20 protein-coding genes are annotated in these 19,614 nt (G+C 65.2%); 1 reads left to right on the top strand and 19 read right to left on the bottom strand.

What is annotated here, in order from left to right:
* Positions 1–26: 26 nt before the first annotated feature.
* Positions 27–1,393 (top strand): IS3 family transposase gene (locus GO999_RS13030; RefSeq protein WP_089190850.1). Its coding sequence is split into 2 segments (ribosomal slippage): positions 27–501 and positions 501–1,393, totalling 1,368 coding nucleotides; the frame shifts between segments, so codons are not numbered across the junction.
* A gap of 76 nt (positions 1,394–1,469) precedes the next feature.
* On the opposite strand, the gene GO999_RS13025 is transcribed toward GO999_RS13030, so the two are convergent.
* The 19 genes from GO999_RS13025 to nrdR all read right to left on the bottom strand — a co-directional run bounded on the left by GO999_RS13025 (position 1,470) and on the right by nrdR (position 19,589).
* On the bottom strand, positions 1,470–2,654 hold the full coding sequence (locus tag GO999_RS13025) for a pyridoxal phosphate-dependent aminotransferase (protein WP_019717656.1): 1,185 nt from the start codon (positions 2,652–2,654) through the stop codon (positions 1,470–1,472).
* Positions 2,655–2,701: 47 nt separating this feature from the next.
* Positions 2,702–3,169, bottom strand: a complete 468-nt coding sequence (nusB, locus tag GO999_RS13020; protein WP_016727115.1) for a transcription antitermination factor NusB — start codon at positions 3,167–3,169, stop codon at positions 2,702–2,704.
* Between the two features lie 24 nt (positions 3,170–3,193).
* On the bottom strand, positions 3,194–3,688 hold the full coding sequence (gene ribH, locus GO999_RS13015; RefSeq protein ID WP_011000667.1) for a 6,7-dimethyl-8-ribityllumazine synthase: 495 nt from the start codon (positions 3,686–3,688) through the stop codon (positions 3,194–3,196).
* Positions 3,689–3,773: 85 nt separating this feature from the next.
* Complete coding sequence (ribBA, locus tag GO999_RS13010) at positions 3,774–4,904, bottom strand: bifunctional 3,4-dihydroxy-2-butanone-4-phosphate synthase/GTP cyclohydrolase II (RefSeq protein WP_011000668.1); 1,131 nt, start codon at positions 4,902–4,904, stop codon at positions 3,774–3,776.
* A 103-nt stretch (positions 4,905–5,007) separates the two neighbouring features.
* Complete coding sequence (locus tag GO999_RS13005; protein WP_020371890.1) at positions 5,008–5,661, bottom strand: riboflavin synthase; 654 nt, start codon at positions 5,659–5,661, stop codon at positions 5,008–5,010.
* A gap of 8 nt (positions 5,662–5,669) precedes the next feature.
* Positions 5,670–6,782 (bottom strand): bifunctional diaminohydroxyphosphoribosylaminopyrimidine deaminase/5-amino-6-(5-phosphoribosylamino)uracil reductase RibD, encoded by a 1,113-nt coding sequence (gene ribD, locus GO999_RS13000; RefSeq protein WP_011000670.1) that lies wholly within the window; start codon positions 6,780–6,782, stop codon positions 5,670–5,672.
* Between the two features lie 28 nt (positions 6,783–6,810).
* Entirely contained in the window at positions 6,811–7,371 is a 561-nt protein-coding gene (locus tag GO999_RS12995; protein ID WP_165591766.1) for a GspH/FimT family pseudopilin, read from the bottom strand.
* The gene (locus GO999_RS12990; RefSeq protein WP_028852699.1) at positions 7,368–7,799 is read right to left on the bottom strand and encodes a type IV pilin protein; all 432 of its coding nucleotides are present in this window, start codon (positions 7,797–7,799) and stop codon (positions 7,368–7,370) included. The genes GO999_RS12995 and GO999_RS12990 overlap by 4 nt, the downstream gene beginning before the upstream one ends.
* Positions 7,799–9,640: a pilus assembly protein gene (locus GO999_RS12985; protein ID WP_016723413.1), complete on the bottom strand. Its 1,842-nt coding sequence runs from the start codon at positions 9,638–9,640 to the stop codon at positions 7,799–7,801. Before GO999_RS12985 ends, GO999_RS12990 begins: the two co-directional genes overlap by 1 nt.
* Positions 9,637–10,257 carry a pilus assembly PilX family protein gene (locus GO999_RS12980; RefSeq protein ID WP_211906293.1) on the bottom strand — a complete coding sequence of 207 codons (621 nt, stop codon included), beginning with the start codon at positions 10,255–10,257 and terminating at the stop codon, positions 9,637–9,639. The genes GO999_RS12985 and GO999_RS12980 overlap by 4 nt, the downstream gene beginning before the upstream one ends.
* Entirely contained in the window at positions 10,251–11,192 is a 942-nt protein-coding gene (locus GO999_RS12975; protein ID WP_019717663.1) for a PilW family protein, read from the bottom strand. The genes GO999_RS12980 and GO999_RS12975 overlap by 7 nt, the downstream gene beginning before the upstream one ends.
* Position 11,193: 1 nt before the next feature.
* Positions 11,194–11,421, bottom strand: coding sequence for a hypothetical protein (locus GO999_RS12970; protein WP_016727117.1), 228 nt, complete (start codon positions 11,419–11,421; stop codon positions 11,194–11,196).
* A 123-nt stretch (positions 11,422–11,544) separates the two neighbouring features.
* Positions 11,545–12,156, bottom strand: coding sequence for a GspH/FimT family pseudopilin (locus GO999_RS12965; protein ID WP_011000677.1), 612 nt, complete (start codon positions 12,154–12,156; stop codon positions 11,545–11,547).
* A 5-nt stretch (positions 12,157–12,161) separates the two neighbouring features.
* Entirely contained in the window at positions 12,162–12,647 is a 486-nt protein-coding gene (locus GO999_RS12960) for a type IV pilin protein (RefSeq protein WP_118872378.1), read from the bottom strand.
* A 13-nt stretch (positions 12,648–12,660) separates the two neighbouring features.
* Positions 12,661–16,632 carry a pilus assembly protein gene (locus GO999_RS12955; RefSeq protein ID WP_016723408.1) on the bottom strand — a complete coding sequence of 1,324 codons (3,972 nt, stop codon included), beginning with the start codon at positions 16,630–16,632 and terminating at the stop codon, positions 12,661–12,663.
* A gap of 81 nt (positions 16,633–16,713) precedes the next feature.
* Entirely contained in the window at positions 16,714–17,376 is a 663-nt protein-coding gene (locus GO999_RS12950) for a pilus assembly PilX family protein (protein ID WP_011000680.1), read from the bottom strand.
* Positions 17,367–18,353 carry a PilW family protein gene (locus tag GO999_RS12945; protein WP_011000681.1) on the bottom strand — a complete coding sequence of 329 codons (987 nt, stop codon included), beginning with the start codon at positions 18,351–18,353 and terminating at the stop codon, positions 17,367–17,369. The genes GO999_RS12950 and GO999_RS12945 overlap by 10 nt, the downstream gene beginning before the upstream one ends.
* Positions 18,353–18,970 carry a type IV pilus modification protein PilV gene (pilV, locus tag GO999_RS12940; RefSeq protein WP_011000682.1) on the bottom strand — a complete coding sequence of 206 codons (618 nt, stop codon included), beginning with the start codon at positions 18,968–18,970 and terminating at the stop codon, positions 18,353–18,355. Before pilV ends, GO999_RS12945 begins: the two co-directional genes overlap by 1 nt.
* Positions 18,971–19,139: 169 nt before the next feature.
* Positions 19,140–19,589 (bottom strand): transcriptional regulator NrdR, encoded by a 450-nt coding sequence (gene nrdR / locus GO999_RS12935; protein WP_011000683.1) that lies wholly within the window; start codon positions 19,587–19,589, stop codon positions 19,140–19,142.
* Between the last annotated feature and the right edge of the window lie 25 nt (positions 19,590–19,614).

Genomic DNA, 19,614 nt, shown 5'->3' with positions numbered 1-19,614 from the left:
TCTGTTCAACCTTTGGGGTGTTTTTCATGGCGAAGTATGAAGAGGCGTTCAAGCGCCAAGTAGTTCAGGAGTATTTGAGGGGGGCCGTTGGGACCGCAGGGCTGAGCCAGAAGTACGGGATAGGCCGTTCTGTGATCCGGCGCTGGATCAACGCGTGGCAGCGCCATGGGAAATCCGGACTACGCAAGAAGCATGAAGCGTATAGCGCCGAGTTCAAGCTGACGGTGCTGCAGCGCATGTGGCGCGACGAGTTGTCCTATCAGCAAGTCAGCGCTGTGTTCGATTTGCGTGAGGCTGGCGGCGTCAGCCGCTGGGACCGCCAGTATCATGAGGGCGGTTTCGACGCCCTACAGCCGCGCCGCAAAGGCGGGGCACCCATCATGTCCCAGTCCAAGCAAGATCCCCAACCCGCTGCGCAGCCGGCTCAAGACGAGCGCTCGCGCGAGGATTTGCTCAAAGAGAACGAGTGTTTGCGCGCGGAGGTGGCGTACCTAAAAAAGTTAGATGCCCTGCTGCGTGCCAAACAGCAGCAGGCACCAAAGAAAAAGCGCAAGTCGTGAGTGCGCTGCGTGAGCGGCATTCATTGTCGAGCTTGCTCAAGGCCGCGAATCTCGCACGCAGCACGTACTACTACCAGATGGCGACAAGCCAGGCAGAGGATCGTCACGGCGCGCTCAAGGAGCGCATTCAGCACATCTATGCCCAGCACAAGGGCCGATATGGCTACCGCCGGATCACGGCGACGCTCCGTCGGGCAGGGACGTTGGTGAATCACAAGACCGTACAGCGATTGATGTCGGCGCTACAGTTGAAGTCACTCGTGCGGCCGAAGAAATACCGCTCTTACCGCGGGCAAGTCGGGCGGGTTGCTCCCAATCTGCTACAGCGCGAGTTTGAGGCGAGCAAGCCGAACGAGAAGTGGGTAACGGACGTGACGGAGTTCAACGTCGGCGGCAAAAAGCTGTACCTGTCGCCCGTCCTGGACCTGTACAACGGAGAGATCGTCGCCTGGCAAACCAGTGAACGACCTGATTACACGCTGATCCGGGAGATGCTCGACAAGGCGTTGCGCAAGCTGCGCCCGTGCGAGACGCCGATGCTGCATTCGGATCAAGGCTGGCCGTATCAAATGGCAGCGTATCGTCGCAAACTGGCCGCGCGAGGCCTGCGCCAGAGCATGTCCCGCAAAGGCAACTGCCTAGACAATGCGGCAATGGAAAGCTTCTTCGGCACACTCAAGTCAGAGTGCTTCCGGTTAGAGCGCTTCGCGGACATCGACCAACTGCGACGCGCCATTGCCGAATACATCCGGTACTACAATCACGAGCGCATCAAGATCAAGCTAAAAGGGCTGAGCCCTGTGCAATACAGGACTCAGCCCTTGGCCGCCTAAATTACCCGTCCAACTTTACGGGGTCAGTTCAGCTACGACGGCCTTTTTCTTTGGGAGAAAGGGCGAGGGCGGAGGCTCAGCGGCTGAACAGCCTGGCGAGCCGCGCCACGGCTTCTTCCAGGTGATCCATCGCCGTGGCGTACGACAGGCGGATGTAGTGGTGCGCCGTGTACGGCCCGAAATCCAGCCCGGGCACCAGCACCACGCCGGCATCATTGAGCATCGATTGGGTCAACGCGTCGGCGTCGCCGGCGTGCGGGTGGTTGACGCCGCGGCAGTCGGCATAGACATAGAAGGCGCCGTCCGGTTTGACCGGCACCTGGAAGCCGAGCGACTCCAGCGCCGGCACGATGAAATCCCGCCGGCGGTGGAACTCCGCCTTGCGGCCTTCATAGATGGCCAGCGCCTCCGGCTCGAAGCAGGCGAGCGCCGCATGCTGTGCCACGGCCGAGGCACAGATGAACAGGTTCTGCGCGACCTTCTCGAATTGCGGCACCAGCTCGGTGGGGGCCACCAGCCAGCCGAGGCGCCAGCCGGTCATGTTGAAATACTTGGAAAAGCTGTTGATCGTGACGACATCGTCGCCGAACGACAGTGCCGAGACCGGTGCCTGGTCGTACGACAACCCCTGGTAGATCTCGTCCACGATGGAGAATCCGCCACGCCCACGCACCGTCTCGACGATGCGCCGCAACTCGTCCGGCAGGATCGACGTGCCGGTCGGGTTGGATGGCGAGGCCAGCAACACGCCCTGCGTGCGGTCGGTCCAGTTGGCCTCCACCTGTTCGGCGCTCAGCTGGAAGCGCGTCTGCGGGCCGGACGGCACCAGCCGCGCCACGCCGTCGAAGGCCGCCACAAAATGGCGGTTGCACGGATAGCTCGGATCGGGCATCAGCACCTCACCGCCGATCTCCACCAGCACCGCGCACGCCAGCAGTAGCGCCGCCGACGCTCCGGCCGTGACGATGATGCGCTCGGGCGCGATGTCGAGCCCGTAGACGGTGTGGTAATAGCGGGCGATGGCCTCGCGCAGCGGGCGGATGCCGAGTGCGCCCGTGTATTGGGTCACGCCGCGCCGCATCGCTGCCTCGGCGGCGCGCACGACCGGCTCGGCGGCGGTGAAGTCCGGTTCGCCGATGCCCATGTGGATGATGCTGCGGCCCGCCAGCTCCAGCTCACGGGCCTGCTTGGCCAGCTCCATCACGTGAAAGGCGCGGATATTGGCCAGCCGGGCGGCCGTGTGCAGGCGGTGGGCGTCCATCGGGAAGCGGAATGGGGCGGGTTGGAACGGGCAGCGGAGCGCCGGGCTTACCTGCGGGCAGCGACTTCCACGGCGCGGACCTGGGCGGCCAGCTTGTCCAGCACGCCGTTGACGTACTTGTAGCCTTCCACGCCACCGAAGGTCTTGGCCAGCTCAACGGCCTCGTTGATGACGACCTTGTACGGGATGTCGACGCAGTGCACCAGTTCGTACGCGCCCACCAGCAGGGCAGCGCGCTCGACCGGCGACAGCTCGGCGACCGGGCGGTCCAGGAACGGCGTGAAGCTCTCGGTCAGCGTCGCCTCTTCGCGGATGGCGCCGTGCAGCAGCGCATCGAAGTGGGCGCGGTCGGCCTTGTTGAAGCCCTGCGCGTCATGCAGGTGCGCCTCGACCACGCCCGGGTCGTTGCGGTTGAGCAGCCATTGGTACAGGCCTTGCAGCGCCAGTTCGCGGGCACGGCGGCGCGCGCTCTTGGGCGGCGCCTTGGGCTTGGCCGGGGAATTGTCTTGCGTCATGGTGATGCCTTTGCGCAAACGCGCTTATTCGTTCTCGTCGTCCTGGCCGTGGTCTTGCAGGCCGTCCAGGGCGGCGGTCAGGTTGGCCATTTCGATGGCGGTGCGGGCGCAGTCGCGGCCCTTCTCGCGCGTGCGGGCGTGGGCCTGCGCGTCGGTGTCGGTGGTCAGGATGCCGTTGGCGATGGCGATGTTGAAGTCCAGGCAGACGCGCGTGATGCCGGCGCCGGACTCGTTGGACACCAGCTCGAAATGATAGGTCTCGCCGCGGATCACGGCACCCAGCGCGATCAGCGCGTCGAACTGGCCCGATTCGGCCATCTTCTGCAGGGCGAGCGGCACTTCCAGCGCGCCCGGCACGGTAACCAGCAGCACGTCCTCGCCCGCCACGCCCAACTGCTCGAGCTCGGCGACGCACGCTTCGCGCAGCGCTTCGCACACGGGCTCGTTGAAACGCGCCTGAACGATGCCGATGCGCAGGCCTTCGCCTTCGAGGTTGGTCGGGTAGAAACCGTGATCCATGGTGTAGTCCGGTTGGTGTCGCCGTCAGGGCAACGTCAGGGAAGAAGAAAGACAGCAGCGGCGGCGCGCGGCCACCGCCGGAGCCTCAATGCGTGGCGGCCGTTGTTGCCTGCGGCGTATCGGCCATCGACTGGTAGGCCGTGACCTCCAGGTCATAGCCGGCCATGCTTGGCAGCTTGAGTGGTGAGGCAAGCACACGCATCTTGCCCACGCCCACGTCCTTGAGGATCTGCGCGCCGATGCCGTAGATGCGCGGATCGGGCTTGCTGCGCGGACGTTCCTGCGGAGCATCCAGGGCGCTGAACTGGGTGAACAGCCGCTCGGGCGAGTCGCCGCAGTTGAGCAGCACGACCACGCCGGTCGGTGCCGCTTGCACCGCGCGCAGGGCGGCGGGCACGCTCCACGAGTGTGTGGTGCGCTGACATTCCAGCAGGTCCAGCACCGACAGCGGCTCGTGCACGCGCACCAGCGTCTCGGTGGCGGGCGTCGGCGTGCCCTTGACCAGCGCCAGGTGCGCGCGGCCGGCGGCATGGTCACGGAAGGCCACGGCGCGGAAGGTGCCGAACTGGGTTTCCATGTTGCGCTCGCCGATGCGCTCGACGATGCTCTCGGTGCGGCTGCGGTATTGGATCAGGTCGGCGATGGTGCCGATCTTCAGGCCGTGCTCGCGGGCGAATTCCACCAGGTCCGGCAGGCGGGCCATGGTGCCATCGTCCTTCATGATCTCGCAGATGACCGAGGCGGGCGTCAGGCCGGCCAGCGAGGCCAGGTCGCAGCCGGCTTCGGTATGGCCTGCGCGCATCAGCACGCCGCCGGGCTGCGCCATCAGCGGGAAGATGTGGCCGGGCTGGACCAGATCGTCGGGGCTGGCACTGCGGGCCACGGCGACTTGCACGGTGCGCGCACGGTCGGCGGCCGAGATGCCGGTGGTGACGCCCTCGGCGGCCTCGATGGAAACGGTGAAATTGGTGCCGTGCGGCGTGCCGTTGCGGGTGACCATCAGCGGCAGGTCGAGCTGGCGGCAGCGCTCGGCGGTCAGCGTCAGGCAGATCAGGCCACGGCCGAACCTGGCCATGAAGTTGATGGCCTCGGGCGTGACGAAATCGGCTGCCAGGATCAGGTCACCTTCGTTTTCGCGGTCTTCCTCATCGACCAGGATGACCATCCGGCCGGCGCGGATTTCGGCAATGATTTCTTCGACTGTGGCGATGGACATGGCGGGTAACTGGAGCGGGCCGCCGGCCAGCGCGTTGGCGGCCGCGCGACGGCAAAAATGGGAACCCATTATTGTACGCGAAGGCGGCCCGGGGGCCGGGATGTCAAACGGCGGCCAGCGGACGGGCCGCGGCAGGCAGGCCGGTCGCCGTATGGGTCAGCATCCGCTCGACGTAGCGGGCGATCAGGTCGATTTCCAGATTGACCTGGCTGCCCACCGCCAGATGCTTGAGCGTGGTGACGGCCAGCGTGTGCGGGATCAGGTTGATCGAGAACTCGCAGCCGGTGGCATCGTCGCGCACGCTGTTGACCGTCAGCGACACGCCGTTGACCACCACCGAGCCCTTGTAGGCGAAGTAGCGGCCGAGTTCCGGCGAGGTGCGCACCCGCAGTTCGTATGACTCGCCCACCGGCGCGAAATGGCTGACGGTGCCCAGGCCGTCCACGTGGCCCGAGACCAGGTGCCCGCCGATGTGGTCGGCCAGGCGCAATGCCTTTTCCAGGTTGACTTCGCCCGGGCGGTCCAGGCCGACCGTCTTGGACAGCGATTCGCGCGAGACGTCCACGTCGAAGTGGGTGTCGTTCTTGGCGACGACCGTCATGCAGGCGCCCTGGATGGCGATCGAGTCGCCGAGCGCCACATCGGCCAGCGGCAGGCCGCCCGCATGGATGCCCAGGCGCACGCCGGCCTGTGCGTCGGCGGCGAGCGGCTCGACGGTTTCAATGCGGCCGATGGCGGCGACGATTCCGGTAAACATGCGTGCGATCAATCCGTCGGGTTGCGGCGCGCCAGGATGCGGAGATCGCCGCCGACGCGCGTGATGTCGTGAAAGAAGAATGCCGCCGCGCCTTCCAGCGATTGCAGCGGCCCCAGGTTGAACATGCCCTGGCCCGACCCCAGCACCTTGGGCGCCAGATAGACCAGGATCTCGTCGACCAGCCCTTCGCGCAGCAGCGAGCCGTTGAGCTTGTAGCCGGCCTCGACGTGCAGTTCGTTGATCTCGCGGCGGCCGAGCTCGCGCAGCATGGCGGGCAGGTCGACCTTGCCGTCGGCATTGGGCAGCAGGATCACCTCGGCGCCATGCTCGGCCAGCGCGCGCATGCGGCCGGCTTCGGGGCGGGCGGCGAAGATCAGCGTTGGCTCATGGTGGCCGTCGGCGGTCAGGATGTGCGCGTCGAGCGGCACGTCGAGTCCCGAATCGATCAGGATGCGGCGCGGCTGGCGCGGCGTGGGAATGGCGCGTACGGTCAGGCGCGGGTTGTCCTCGCGCACGGTGCCGATGCCGGTGAGGATGGCGCAGGCGCGCGCGCGCCAGCGATGGCCATCGGCGCGCGCCTCGGCCTCCGTGATCCACTGGCTGATGCCGTTGTCCAGCGCCGTGCGGCCGTCCAGCGACGCCCCCACCTTGACACGGACCCACGGCGTGCCGCGCGTCATGCGCGAGACGAAGCCGATGTTCAGTTCGCGCGCCTCGCGCTCCAGCAGGCCGCACCGGACGTCGATGCCGGCTTCGCGCAGTCTCTGCAGGCCGCGTCCCGAGACGGTCGGGTTCGGGTCCTCCATGGCCGCCACCACGCGCGCGATGCCGGCTTCGACCAGGCGATCCGCGCAGGGGGGGGTGCGACCGAAATGGCTGCACGGCTCCAGCGTCACATAGGCCGTGGCGCCGCGCACGTCGTGGCCGCGGGCCTGGGCATCCTTGATGGCCTGGATCTCGGCGTGGTCCTGGCCGGCCGGCTGGGTGAAGCCTTCGCCGATGACGGTGTCGTCCCGGACCAGTACGCAGCCGACGCGGGGATTGGGCGTGGTGGTGAAGAGCCCGTTTTCCGCCAGCGCCAGGGCGCGCTGCATCATGGCGTGATCGAAGTCGGAAAACATGGGTGCAACGCGGACAGGAAGAAGGGGTTCAGGAATCGTCGCCGGTACCGCAGCTGCGGTCGGTGGCCGGGTTGCACACGCGTACCCGGCCGGCGAAGTTGATGCGCACGCGGCGCACATGCGCTCCGGATGCGATGGTCAGCGTGCCGGACAGCGGCGCGCCGTTGCTTGTCCGTGAGTATCCCACAGGTGCGTAGGAAATGGTGTCGACGCCCTTTTGCGAGGAGATGAACGCAAAATCGACCGATGGCACAACGGGCGGGGACACGGCGATCAGCACGTCGTCCGTGTCCGGTGCGGTGCGCGCGGCCCACGTCCGAGGCGAGGCGGTCGTGTATAGCGCCCATCCGGCTGACCAGCCCGACGCGGCCTCGCGCGGCCCCAGATGAACCCAGATGCGCCGGTTGCGCGCCGTGGCTCGTGCCAGCGATGCCGCGCTGGCGAAGCGATCGGCCAATACGATCACTGTTTCGCGTCGCCACCAGTCCAGCCCGGCCGGCATGGCAAATACCGCGAGGATTGCCAGGATCGCGAGCACCATCGTCAGTTCCGCCAGCGTCACGCCGGCTCGCCAGGCAACGCGTGTCATGGCCAGCAGGATGCAGGGGCCCATCGCCGTGCGCCTGCGATCTCGGCGAAGCGTTCCCCGGTGCTGCGCAGGATCAGCGTGCCGCAATCCGCGTCGGGCCGGACGGGACTGGCCGCCATCTCCACGCAGTGGATCAGCGCGTGGCCCGCGCACCGGCGGGCGGACAACCGGTAGCCACGCGGGTGTTCCAGCGTGTGCGGCCAGCGGTCCAAGGGCGAAGTGTCGTCGCCGGGCAAGGCGTAGCTGCCGGTTTGCGCGTGGTGCTGTTCCAGTTCGGCCATGGTCGCGACCAGCGCCGCATGCGCTGCCATGCGTTCCGTCCGCAGGTAAGCGCCGGACCATGCCTGTGATGCCGCCAGCGCAAGCACACCGGCAATGGCCAGGGTGATCAGCAGTTCGATGAAGGTGAAGCCGGTCGGACGAAGCATCAGCGTATTCCCTCTTCGAGCACCTCGCGCCAGTTGAGTCGGCCCAATTGGCGACGCTGGCGGTGCGTTCCCATGGACTGCATGCGGCCCTCCACGATCTGCCAGAGCCGGGTCTGGACGACTTGCGTGCTGCTACCGTCGGCCTGGGTGGCCGCTTGCTCGGCATGCACGGTGACCAAGGGCTCGGACGCCAGCACGCGGCCCGTCAGGACGCTCCCGCCGGCCGGCAGGCCCGATCGGGGATCCAGCAGATAGGCACGGCTGCGGCCATCGGCGTCGCGCGCGATCAGCAGCAGGCTGTCCGGTCCGGCGCTGACGAGATCGCCGGGGGTGTGGCCGACGGGCAGGTCGATACGCCAGCCTGCGCCGATGGGGCCTCCACCATCGGCATGCAAGGCGACACCCTCGCTCGTTTCCGAGGCTGTGCGGCCGGCGAGGTGTTCGCGCGCCAGGTTGCGCTGGCCGCTGCTTGCATCCGACACGCCATACACGGTCGCGGCACCTGAGGCATCCATTGCGGCAAAGACCAGCAGGGGGCCGCCCGCCGTCGCCGCCAGCAGGATCGGCCCGACAAGGCGCTGGCGTAGGCCCGTGCGCGACGTGGCGACAAAGAGCGGCTGTCGCCGCTCGAGGTCATTGCGCCCCAGCGCTTGTGGCCATGGCGGTGCGCCGCGCAGGTCGAAGCGCCAGACCTGGCCGTGTCGATCTCCGGCATAAGCAAAGCTGGCACGGCCGTTCGGTCCCAGTGCGACAGCGGGGGCGCCAAGTCCGCCACGGCTGGCGACGGGGGGTACCGTGATGGCGAACGCAGTCCGCCCCGGTTGCCAAGGGGCCGCGCGGGGCTGGTCCAGCGCCAGCAACAGCAGTCGGCTCTCCACGCTGGGCGTACTGTCACCGTTGCCGCTGAGCGCAAACCAGCGCGATTGCACGCCGCTCTCATCGGCGAGCGGCACGACGGGAACCGGGTCTTCGACATGACCGATCGCCGGGTCGTCGTGCGTGTCATAGGCGAGCAGAGGCGGTGGCGTTTCGGCGTCGGGGTTGGTCACGTCGACCAGAAACAGCCCAGGGGCCATCGCACCGGTGGCGCAGGCGAGCACGGAGCGCCATTGCGCACCGGTCCACGCATCGGCAGCGAACGGGCGCTTGCACACGGGGGCTGGTGCTGCTTGGCCGGGGGCGATGTTGCGCACGACGGCGGGCAGGGCGGCATCCGGCATCACGGCAAAGCGCTCGTCGCCGGTCAGCGTATCGAAGGCATGCAGCATGCCATCGTTGGCGCCGAGGTAGACCATCCATCGCCGGCCGGCATGCTGCCGGCGGAATGCGCCATGCCGGGCATCGAGCACGAAGCCCGGTGGCCCGAGCAACTGCACATGCGCGCCACGTACGGCACCGAGGATCGACGTGCGGCGACGGAGTTGCGGTGGCTCGGTTTCATGGCGACGCACGCCGCGCAGGTAGCCAAGCCGGAGGATGCCGTGGCCATCCTGGCCATTGAGCAGCTCCTGTTGCGGGGGAGCGAGGCTTTCCCACCGCAGCGGCACGGCGGTGCGATCGAAGGCGTCGCCTTGCCGGAAAGTCCAGAGCCGGCGGGTGTCGGGTTGGCGTGCATCCAGCAGCTTCGCTGCTTCCCACATGGCCGGCGGCCGAGCGGTTTCCGGCATGTCAGGCGGAGGCCGGAACTGCAACGCGTGCAGGCGCCCGCTCCAGGCATCGTCCCCTGGGGCCACAAGGTAATGCGTCGGCAGTCGGCCGGCAGGGTGATCGTTCACGCCCGGATGGGCCGTGCCGGGTAGCATTGCGCAGAGCCATGCGCAGGCCGTCTGTCGTCGCATCATGGCTGCGGCATCCTGGGGCGGAAGACGGTCTGCAGCACGACCGCGATCGCCGGGTCGCTGCCGAAGCCCGCCGCGGTGATCCGGAACAGGTGAGGTACCGCAGTCGCGTCCGCGCGTATCCAGTGGCCCGGCAGTGCATCGGGGATGGGTTCGATGACGTAGCGGGGGCGGCGTCCGGCTTGCCGCTCGCCGTCTGCAGGAGGGATCTCGATCTCTACGCCATCGGTGGTCGTGTCCAGCAGGCGGCTGTCTGTCCACAGCGATTGGCCTGGCAATGGTCGGCACAGTCCGCGCGCGGGCCCGCTGCCGCAAGCGCCGGCAACGAAGCCGGCCAAGGTTTCCGGATCCAGCGCATCGATGCGTCCAGGGGATGGTGCAGTGGTACAGGCTGGGCTCGCGGGTGTAGCGGTGGCGGCCGACAGCTCGCATTCGGCCGCCGCCAGCGCGGCTTCGGCGGCACGCATGGCCAGCGCGTGATCGATGGACAGCGAGGTACGGCGCCGATGATCGAGCACCAGATGAAACGCCGCCATGGTCAGCAGGCCAAGCAGTACGGTCGCGGTCATCACGAAGACCAGCATGAAGCCGCGCGATGGGCGGAGCGGTCGCATCAGCATGCGTCGGCCTCGCAGATCAGCGGATTGCGCAGCCGCACGGTGGCGGTGAAGACGGTGCGGCGGCGGGGGATCCCGGTGGGCCGGAAATACAGGTCCGGCGGCACAGCGCCGATCGGTTCGCGCACATCGGGAAAGAGCGTCAGTTCCGCGGCGGACATGTCGCGTGCGGGCGCATGGATGCGTTCACCGCGCACCACGATGGCGATATGCACGGCCTGCACGCGCCGCCACTGGGCGGGCGTGAGCGTCCGGGCCGACAGCGTTGTCGACGGCGAGGTTGGCGTGGCGGCCAATGCGTACAGCAGCTGCAGCGTTTCCACGCCGGTCACCATGCTCCGCGACGTCCACTTGCCGGCCTGGAACCGGCCGTCGCGGCGTGACGGTGTACGGCACATCAGTTGGGGCTCACCGTTCTCCGCGCGCCCGATGTAAACCAGCATGAAGCCGGCGAGGGGGTGATCACCATCGCCTTTCGCGCGTTCGGGGACGCCATAGCCGGAACAGTCGACGACACTGCCATCGGCCTGTAATCCGTCGGGCTGGCGGCTGCGGCCGGCAAAGCGCACCAGCAGGGCATCGCTGTCCGAGATGCCGCCGCTTGTGCAATGCAGACCTTCGATGAGGGCGAGGCCGCCGCAGTCGTCCGCCCCCACCAGCGGGGGCAGCGCGTTCGTGTCGGGCCATCGGCGCACGGGCGACGAGGCCGGCGTGTCCGTCACCCAGCCTGTCTGTCGTAGAGCGCTCGCGATGAGTTCCAGCGCTTGCGCGCCGCGATCGTCGATCGATGCCTCGTCGGCCAGGCGCTGGTAGCGGGCGCGGACAACCCAGACAAGCTGCAGTGCGATGCCGAGCACGATCAGCCCGATCAGCATGCCGGCCATCAGCTCGACCAGTGAAGCGCCATGCGTGTTGCCGGGAGACAGGCGACGATGCATGTCACCGGACACCCGCAGATTCAGCTTGCCCGGCGTGAGTCCTGTCCCGTGCCGTGAGCCGATGGGCGGCGCGGTACGTGTCCTCCAGGCGATCGAGCGCAACGAGCGTGCCGGCCGCGCTCAGCGACAGCAGGGCAAGTGCGACAAGGGATTCGAGCAGGATGGCGCCGCGCGTGAAATGGGCGCGCAGGGCGCGGCACGGGCGGAAGGCGGGTCGCTGAAGTGGCATGGTCGGTCTGGAAGGGCGCGAATGTGCGCGGGCCTGACCGATCTACCTTAAGCGAGAACGGGGTGCGTGACTGTCACGTTTGATGGACACGGGTGGGCCTGGCGGCCGCACCCGGTGTCAGCGCTACTGCGACAAGGAGGTGAGGCAGGTGCCGCTTTTCTTGGTCGCCTCATCGTTCGGATCGCACGTCCTGGCACGGCCGAGGGCATTGACGATGATGATGCGTGCCGGGCCGGTGCCGTCCTGGTACGCAACGTTGAATGCGGCAGTGACCTGCGGCTGCTTGATCTTGCTGGCGGTATAGCCGTTGGGCGAATAGATCAGGTAGTTGCCCGAAGCGTTGCCGCTACCGCCGACGTAGGCGGTACTGTTGTATGTCACCTTCAGCCCGTTGGTGAGCGCGTCGTACTGGTTGAGCAGCGTGTCGGTCGAGGGGTTGTAGATCCCGTCCGGGTTTTGCCCTTCCGAGAACACCCGCCAGCCGTTCGCCCAGTCCCCATTGATCGGGGCGATCGTCACATACGCGCTCTGCGCCAGGGCACGCGTGCGCGCTTGGCCGATGGCGGAGGCGACGCTGTCCGCGGCGCTCAGCAGCCGCTGCTTGCGCAGGAAGTCGCTGAAGCTCGGCGCAACCAGCACCAGCATGATCGAGATGATGGCGATCGTCACCATCAGTTCGAGCAGCGTGAAACCCCGCGCGGACCGGCGGCGAAAAGAGAGGCTATCGCTTCGCATGATCGTTACCAGCATCCGGTCGTGGTGGGCGACTCGGGGACGGATTTCGCCAAAAGGATGTTTAGCTTTTCACCCGTGCTGCGATAGACCAGCGTGCCGCAAGTCGGATCGTCCTTGCCGTTGTTGGGCGGCTGTGCTTGCAGTTCGACGCACTGGTCCACGTTCGCGCTGCCGGAGCAGCCCACGGCCGAGATCTGGTAGCTGGTGCTGGTCTGCGCATCGCCCGAATATGTCCTGAACCCGTTCCACGCGTGGGTCAGGTCAGTGGAGCTGGCGGCATACGTGTTCGCTTGCGCGAAGTGCCGCTCGAACAGCTGCATGTTTTCCATCAGCGCGGCCTTGGCCTGCGTACGCCGGCTTTTCTGCACGAACTGCGTATAGGACGGATACGCGATCGTCGACAGGATGGCGACGACGATCACGACAATCATCAGCTCGATCAGCGTGAAGCCACGCTGATGGGGCAGGGGGGGCGAACGGTGTGTGCGCATGATCGCTCCTGTGTCAGTTCGTCTGCAGGACGAAGTTGCGGACTTCGCGCCAGCCGATGCGGGAATTCAACTGCTGCGAGGCGACTCCCGATTCGGTGGTCGAGGTCGAGCCCGGTGTCGACGATCCGCCCATCGAGCCGACCGTCAGGCCCTGTGCGCCCGGGGACAGAACGATCTTGGTTTTCGTCTCAACGCTGCCGCCCACGGTATCCCGGGTGGTACTCGTGACGGAAACAATGATCAGCGTAGGCGCACCCAGCACTCCCGTGGTGGATTGGTAACCGGAGAGGTTGCCGGACAGCGGCAGACCGGTCAAAGCCTTGAGGGCATAGCTGCGGCTGCTGCCGCTGGTGCCGCAGCCGTCCGTGCCGGTCAAGGAATTGAAGAACACCGCGCCATCGGAGACCGTGATCGCCGTGACCTGCTTTTCGGTCTGATCCGGGAAATCCAGCTTCCAGCCGGGTTTGCGGCCGACGGTATAGCCCAGCGCATAGGCTGGCGAACTGAAGGTGTACGACTTGCCGTCGCTGGAGGCGAGTGCCGTGACCGTATTGAGCTGATCGCGGCCCTTCGACACGTAGTTGGCGTTCGTGTCGTCGTCGTAGATACCGTAGAAGCTGTTGGTCTGGGTGGGGGTACTCGTGTCGGCAGACTCGTAGTACTTGCCCGTGCCGAACAGCACCATGTAACCGCCCGGCGCGTAGATGACGCGGGGTGCGATCGTGATGGGCTGCCTGCGGCCGGAGCTGTCGGTGGCCGTGAACAGCGGCTTGCCCGGCGTGCCGCCGTAGGCGGGCAGGGCGGAGGTGGCGTTCCAGGTCGTCGAGTCGCCGGACAGGATGAATTTCCAGAGGTTGCCCTGCAGGTCGCCCGCATAGGCCTGCGTGACGCTGCCGGCGGCGCCGACGATGGCTACCGGCGCAGACAGGCCGTTTGCCGTGTTGTAAGTCGGCGTTGCGCTGGGCACGGGCGTAACGATCTTGTAGTAGTTCGTGCCAAGTTGCCACGCTGCGCCGGCTGGCTTGTCGAGCGACAGCAGGAACAGTGCCGCGGGGGCATTTGCGTTGGCGTTGCCATCGTTCTGGTTCGAGTTCAGGCCATTGGCGACCATGACGAACCACTTGTAGATCGGCAGCTTGGTGGAGCTGTCCGTGCCGGTGCGGAGCTTGACCATGATCGGCGAGCCCATCACGTTGCCCATGTCCGCATCGTCCTTGTCCGTGAACTCCCACAGGATGTTCGACGCGGAAAATGCCGCTTCCTTGGTGCCGGTCGGGTCGGTGATGTCCAGCGCGTAGACGCCTTGTGCACCACCGCCGAAGCCGCCGGCAAGAACGGAACGCCACTTGCCGTTGATCTGCGCTTCGCCGATGCTCGGGGTGGCATCGACGTAGAGCTGGTGCGCATAGGAAACGGACGTCAGCTGGTTCAGGTTCGAGAACACCGCGTTCGGCACATAGGCGAAGACTTCCGCGCCGGTGTTGGCGTTGAAGGCATGGAGCATGCCGTCATTGGCGCCCACATAGACCATCGGCGTGCGTCCGCTATAGGTGTTGTAGAACGTGGAGTACCCGGTATCGGCAATCGACGCCGCCGGCGTACCGGCGTATGTCGGCGCCGAGCCGATGATGTCGCCCAGGATGCTGGAGCGGGCGCGGAACATGCCGGTATTGGCAACGGTATTCATCTCTTTGCTCCGGTCGCCACGCAGGTACGCCAAGCGCGCCTGGCCGTAGCTGTCCGCCGTGCCCCGGTCGGGGTTGGTGCTCAACAGCTTTTGCTGTGCCGGGGAAATGCCGGCCCAGGTGAACGGTGCCCCGGTGAGCGAGGTGGAGTTCAGCGTGTACACGGCGCGGTTGGCGGGACCGTTCTTCTGCTGCATTGCGGTGGTCAGCAGTGCACCGGCTTCCCAGGTCGGCGTCGACGAGGTGCTGACGGTCGTGCCGCTGAGCGTCAGCGCATAGGCAGCGAGGCGGCCGTTCCATTGCTGGTCGAAGCCGGGCGTATACACGAAGGTGCCGCCGCTGGTGCTGGACGTGGTGGTGATGCGCCCGTTGGACAGCGATACGCCCGCCAGGGTGCCGGCATACGAGGTGATCTGCGTAAAGATCTTCTTGATGGCAGCGATCATCGCTTCCGGCTGACCGCCCAGGAACCAGTTGTACGGGACGTTGGAGCCGGTCGGCGAGGCTTCCCACTCGCTATTGTTCGTGACCACGGTGGAGCCATCCTGACCGTAGGTCCGGAGCGGATTCCCGTCGTTGTTGGCATCAATGAAGCCGCCGTACTTGGCCGCCAGGAAGAACTGGCTGTTGCGCTGATTGTCACCCACCGTGCCATTGCCGTTTTCGTTCACGTCGATGACGAACGTGGTGACGCGCGCATTGGGCATGTCGGGGCGGAAGCCGTAGGTGTGTGCCCAGTAGGCAGTACCGGCCAGATAGTAGGACGCGAAATGGGCAGACCTGTGATCGACATCACCCAAGGTGCTGGTGATCGGGCTGGTGGCCCCGGCGAGGGGAGGGTTGTAGGTGGTTTCGAGCGCACCGACCTTGTTCGTCCAGTCGCGCACATTGAAGCCGCTGTAGCTGTCGGCGGGGCGGGCGGGATCACCTTCGCCGGTTTTCCTGTTGCCCGGGATGTAGTGATCTTCGTGGGTGTTGATATCCCCGATCAGGAACGCGTAGTTGCGTTGGCACTGGTTGAGAATGGGATCCGCGCTCCAGCTTGTGTAGACCGGGAAGTTGTCCGAATACGTGGTGTTCGGCAGCCCGCTGATCGCTTCGGGGGTCGGCCCGTTCGGGTGGAACTGCAGATAGCGGATGCTCTCGTAGAACATCTCGCTGACCGGGTCGAAGGTCTTGTAGTTGCCGGTCGGGTTGTCGGTCGGCCCCCCGAGATCGCCCATGGACCTGCCGGATAGCTGCACGCTGGTGCGGCCGAACTGGTTCAGATAGTTGATCACGCCGCTGACGCCTTCAGTGGCGTTCAGCGGGTTCTTCTTCAGAATGCCCGTAGAGGTATCGAACTCCGGTGTGGAGTTGGTGATCGCGTTCAGGTCTTTATCCACCGCCGTGGCACCGACGTATTTCATCGGCGCGCGCAGCACGCCGCCGTAGCGCTCGTTCTGCGCTGCCCACGTATTGTTGCTACTGTCGTTCAGGTAACCGAATGCCGCAAACCGCATGCGGTCGGCATTCAACTGCATCTGGCCGACCGGCTTGTAGTTGCCGTTGTAGTTGAAGCACAGGTCGGTGCGGGAGGTCGCTTCATTGCTGTCGCAAACCTGAACCTGCACGCGGAACGCACGGCGCTGGGTCAGTGCGCCGTTCCACCAGTTGAACTGATCACCGTAGCCGCCGGGATTGGCGCAGCTTGTGTTGTTTCCGTAATCCTGATCGGCAAAGAAAATGTGGTTCCCGCACGATGCGATATACAGCGTCGACCAATTGAACGGCGTCACCGCGCTTGGCGCGCTGCCGTTATTGTTGGCGTTGATCGTCTTGACCGGGAAGTACGAGCCGTTACGGAAGAAATCGCTTCGCAGCACCGCCCGCTGCAGCACGGTCTGGGTCGTGGTGTCGACGACACGGTCACCGCCGGTCATCGCCATGCGGAACTCGTCAATGGCTGACGAGGCCGCCCAGTTCATGAAGTTGCCCGAGAACTTTCCGGAGCATTCGTGTGTGTCCGACGTGGCGTCACCGGAAATGGCGAACCAGCCGTTTGTGTCGTCGTAGGTGTAGCACTTGGTCGCGTTGAAGTAGCCCAGGTAGGTTTTGGCGTTGTTGTACGCTCCCCGATAGGCTGTACCGGTGGTCGGGAATTCCACCGACAACGACAGCATCAGGTTGGGGTGGATGTTCTGGCTGCGCCCGTAGAGCGGCACAGTCGAGATTGCCACGGTCGGCACCGAACTGGCTGCTCCCAATACGGCAACCCAGCCCAAGGCCACCAGGGCCACCAAGCCACGAATGATTTTCATGATGTCAGCTGCTCCCCCGTAAGAGCGATTTTTTTGCGTTGTCAGTAGTGTCCGAGCCGTTTCGTGACGATGCTCCACCCGTCAATCCGGAGTGTCGCCTTTCCTGTAATAGGACTGAAGCATGACCGGTGCGCTGCCATATGGCCCCCAGCCTACGGCGGTGATGCGGAAAATGTAGGCAGGCGATAGATCGTTATCGTTTCCTCCGGTCTTGTCCGCCCGTTGTCCTGCTTCCTTGTCCACCAGCGCTTCGATGATGTAGCGGGGCCGCTGCGATGACAGCACGCCTTGGCCTACAGGGAACGTCGCGCCGGTGAAGTCGCCATAGCCGACGGTTTGCGCGTCGCTACCGCTGTCTTTCCAGCTGACGATATTCCAGATCGGATTGGTATCATCCGTCGTAGCGCACAGCCCCCGGAGCCGGGTGGGGAGGGCGTTTTCCGGTCCACCCGCGAGGCACCCGCTCGAGGGGAACGGCTGATAGCTTGTGCGGACAAAATTGTTCGAGCGTGATGTCGCGACGCTTCCTGCGTTCTGGATGTCGTGCTCGGCATCCCGCAGCGCCGCTTCGGCGGCTTGGAAGGCGATGCTGTTGTCGCGCTGATTGCGGCTGATGCGTTTCGAGTCCAGAGCCAGCCGGGCGCCGCCCAGGGCCAGAATCGTGATCACCAGCAACATGATGAGCGAGGTAATCAGCGCAAACCCCGCTGGGCGTCGTTGGAGACGAGCGTTGTTCAGGAGCATGATGTTTGGCAGACGAGGTAGTTGCGCACTTGTACGGTCGTGGTGAAGAGGCGCCGGGCTACGTTCAGCTTTTCCGTCGGCTTGAAGGTGCCGTCGGCATTGGTGTACTGGTTGCCGAAGAGCGTATAAGTGGGCGTGCCGCCGGTCGTGTCGGCGCTCGCATTGTCCGCGCGGACCACCATGGACACCTTGACGGCATAGACCTTGTTCCAGTCGTCGCTGGTCATGTCGCTGGCGCGTTTGTAGACATTCGGCACGGTGGAGTCGCCGGTGGTCGAGACGCCATAGAGCAACTGGAGAGCTTCGACACCGGGCACAAGTTGCTGCGTGGTGAAGTTGTCCTCATTGGTTGCATCGGTGGGCTCGTGGCCGTCGGCATCCCGTTTGCGGAATTTGCACGCCAAATATGAATTGCCATCTGCGCCGACCTGCACGTAGAAGATGGACAGGCCGCGCTGTTGGCCAGCCAGATCGACCGAGGTGTAGTCCGCAACGCCTTGGCCCGAGCAGTCGATCATGGTTCCGTCCGGCACGGTACGGTCAGCAGCCGTACCGACCCCAAAGAAACGGACCTCGATGGCATCGCTGCCGGTCGAAGTTTGAGGGGACAGGCAGCTCGATAGCGAATCCCCGGCGGCCGGCCCCGTCGTTTTGGCGGCGGCCTCTTTCCCTACACAGCCATCCAGCCCCGAAAGCATGGGCGCATCCGACGCCGACAGCCGCATGATGCCGCCGTTGTCGGTGCTCAGCTTGGTGAAACCCGCCTGCCGCAGCACGCGTGTCATCACGTTCAACGCGAACTGGCCACGTTCTTCCAGGCCGGAGGTGTCTTCGATGGTGGTGTAGGTGGAACGCGTCATCAGATAGAACGACACGGTCGCGGCCAGTACCAGCAGCGCGATGACCAGCGCCACCATCAGTTCCACGAGCGAGAAGCCGCGTGTGCGACGCGGCAGGATACGACGAATGGTGCGCATCAGGATCCCCCGGCATTGACGACGATCATGGCCTGCGGGGTCGCCGTCACGCCACTGGCGGTGTCGGCCAGCACTGCGCTGGCGGCCACGCCGTTGCCCTGGTCCGCCTTCGACAGGCGCGAGACCCAGCCCACTTTGACGACCAGTGGATCGTTTGCGGAGTTGGAGCAAGGCCAGGAGAAACCACTGTTGGAGGCGTACGCTGGATTGTCGTGGCAGATCACGCCACGACCACCGGGCAACGTCGCACGGACGGCACTCGTCCACTCGGCCAGATCAAAATTCACCGCCGCATTCGCGCACACGGCGCTGACGTCGGTGCATCCTGTGGAGCCGTTGCTCAGATAGAAGCTTGTGGAGACCGGTACTGTGCTGGCAGCACCGGTATCGAACACATAAGCGTCTGAGGCGAGTTGTCCAGAGTTCACGCGGATCCGGTCAGCCATGTTGGCCGCCAGCAGCTGACCCATGGCGTCATAGCTCGCCTGCTGCGTGAATCGATAAGACTTAAGTAATAGATTGGCAACACTCAGCACGCCGACGGCTACGATGAGCACGGCGATCAATGCTTCGAGCATAGTGAAGCCAAGCGCTTTCCCCGGCAAAGCCTGGCGCATGGTAACTCCCGCGTTTTATTCCGACCAGCTTTTTTAGAATGCTTCTTTCGTCACTTATCCCGAGATGTTACGACAGGATAGTGATGAAGTGTTACTTCTTTTTACGTTTGCGGAGATTTAAGAGTAATTTTGAAGATTGCGCCAGTGCGGGGAGTGCAGCGGGTCGACGTTACTGCCGGAACTCGTCCAGCATGTCGCGAAATTCCGACACATCCTCAAAACTCCGGTAAACGGAGGCAAAGCGGATGTATCCGATCTTGTCCAGGCGTTTGAGTTCGCGCATCACCAGCTCGCCGATGCGGTCGCTGCCGATCTCCTTCTCGCCGTGGGAGAGCAGCTTTTCTTCGATGCGGGCGATGGCCTCGTCGATGGCCTCGGCCGAGACGGGGCGCTTGCGCAGCGCCAGGCGCATCGAATCCTTGACCTTGTTGCGGTCGTAGTCGACGCGGCTGCCGTTCTTCTTGACGACGGCTGGGAAGAACAGCTCGATGCGCTCATAGGTCGTGAAGCGGCGGTCGCAGGATTCGCAGCGGCGGCGGCGGCGCACGGTGTCGCCTTCCTCCGACATGCGGGTGTCAATCACCTGGGTGGCCGCGTGGCCGCAGAACGGGCATTTCATGCCGGTCTCCTCCGAACCTCAAAGA

This window comes from Ralstonia nicotianae (assembly GCF_018243235.1).
Lineage (GTDB): Bacteria > Pseudomonadota > Gammaproteobacteria > Burkholderiales > Burkholderiaceae > Ralstonia > Ralstonia nicotianae.
The sequence above is the reverse complement of the archived record's forward strand: the minus strand, read 5'-3'. Positions and strand labels throughout refer to the sequence as shown.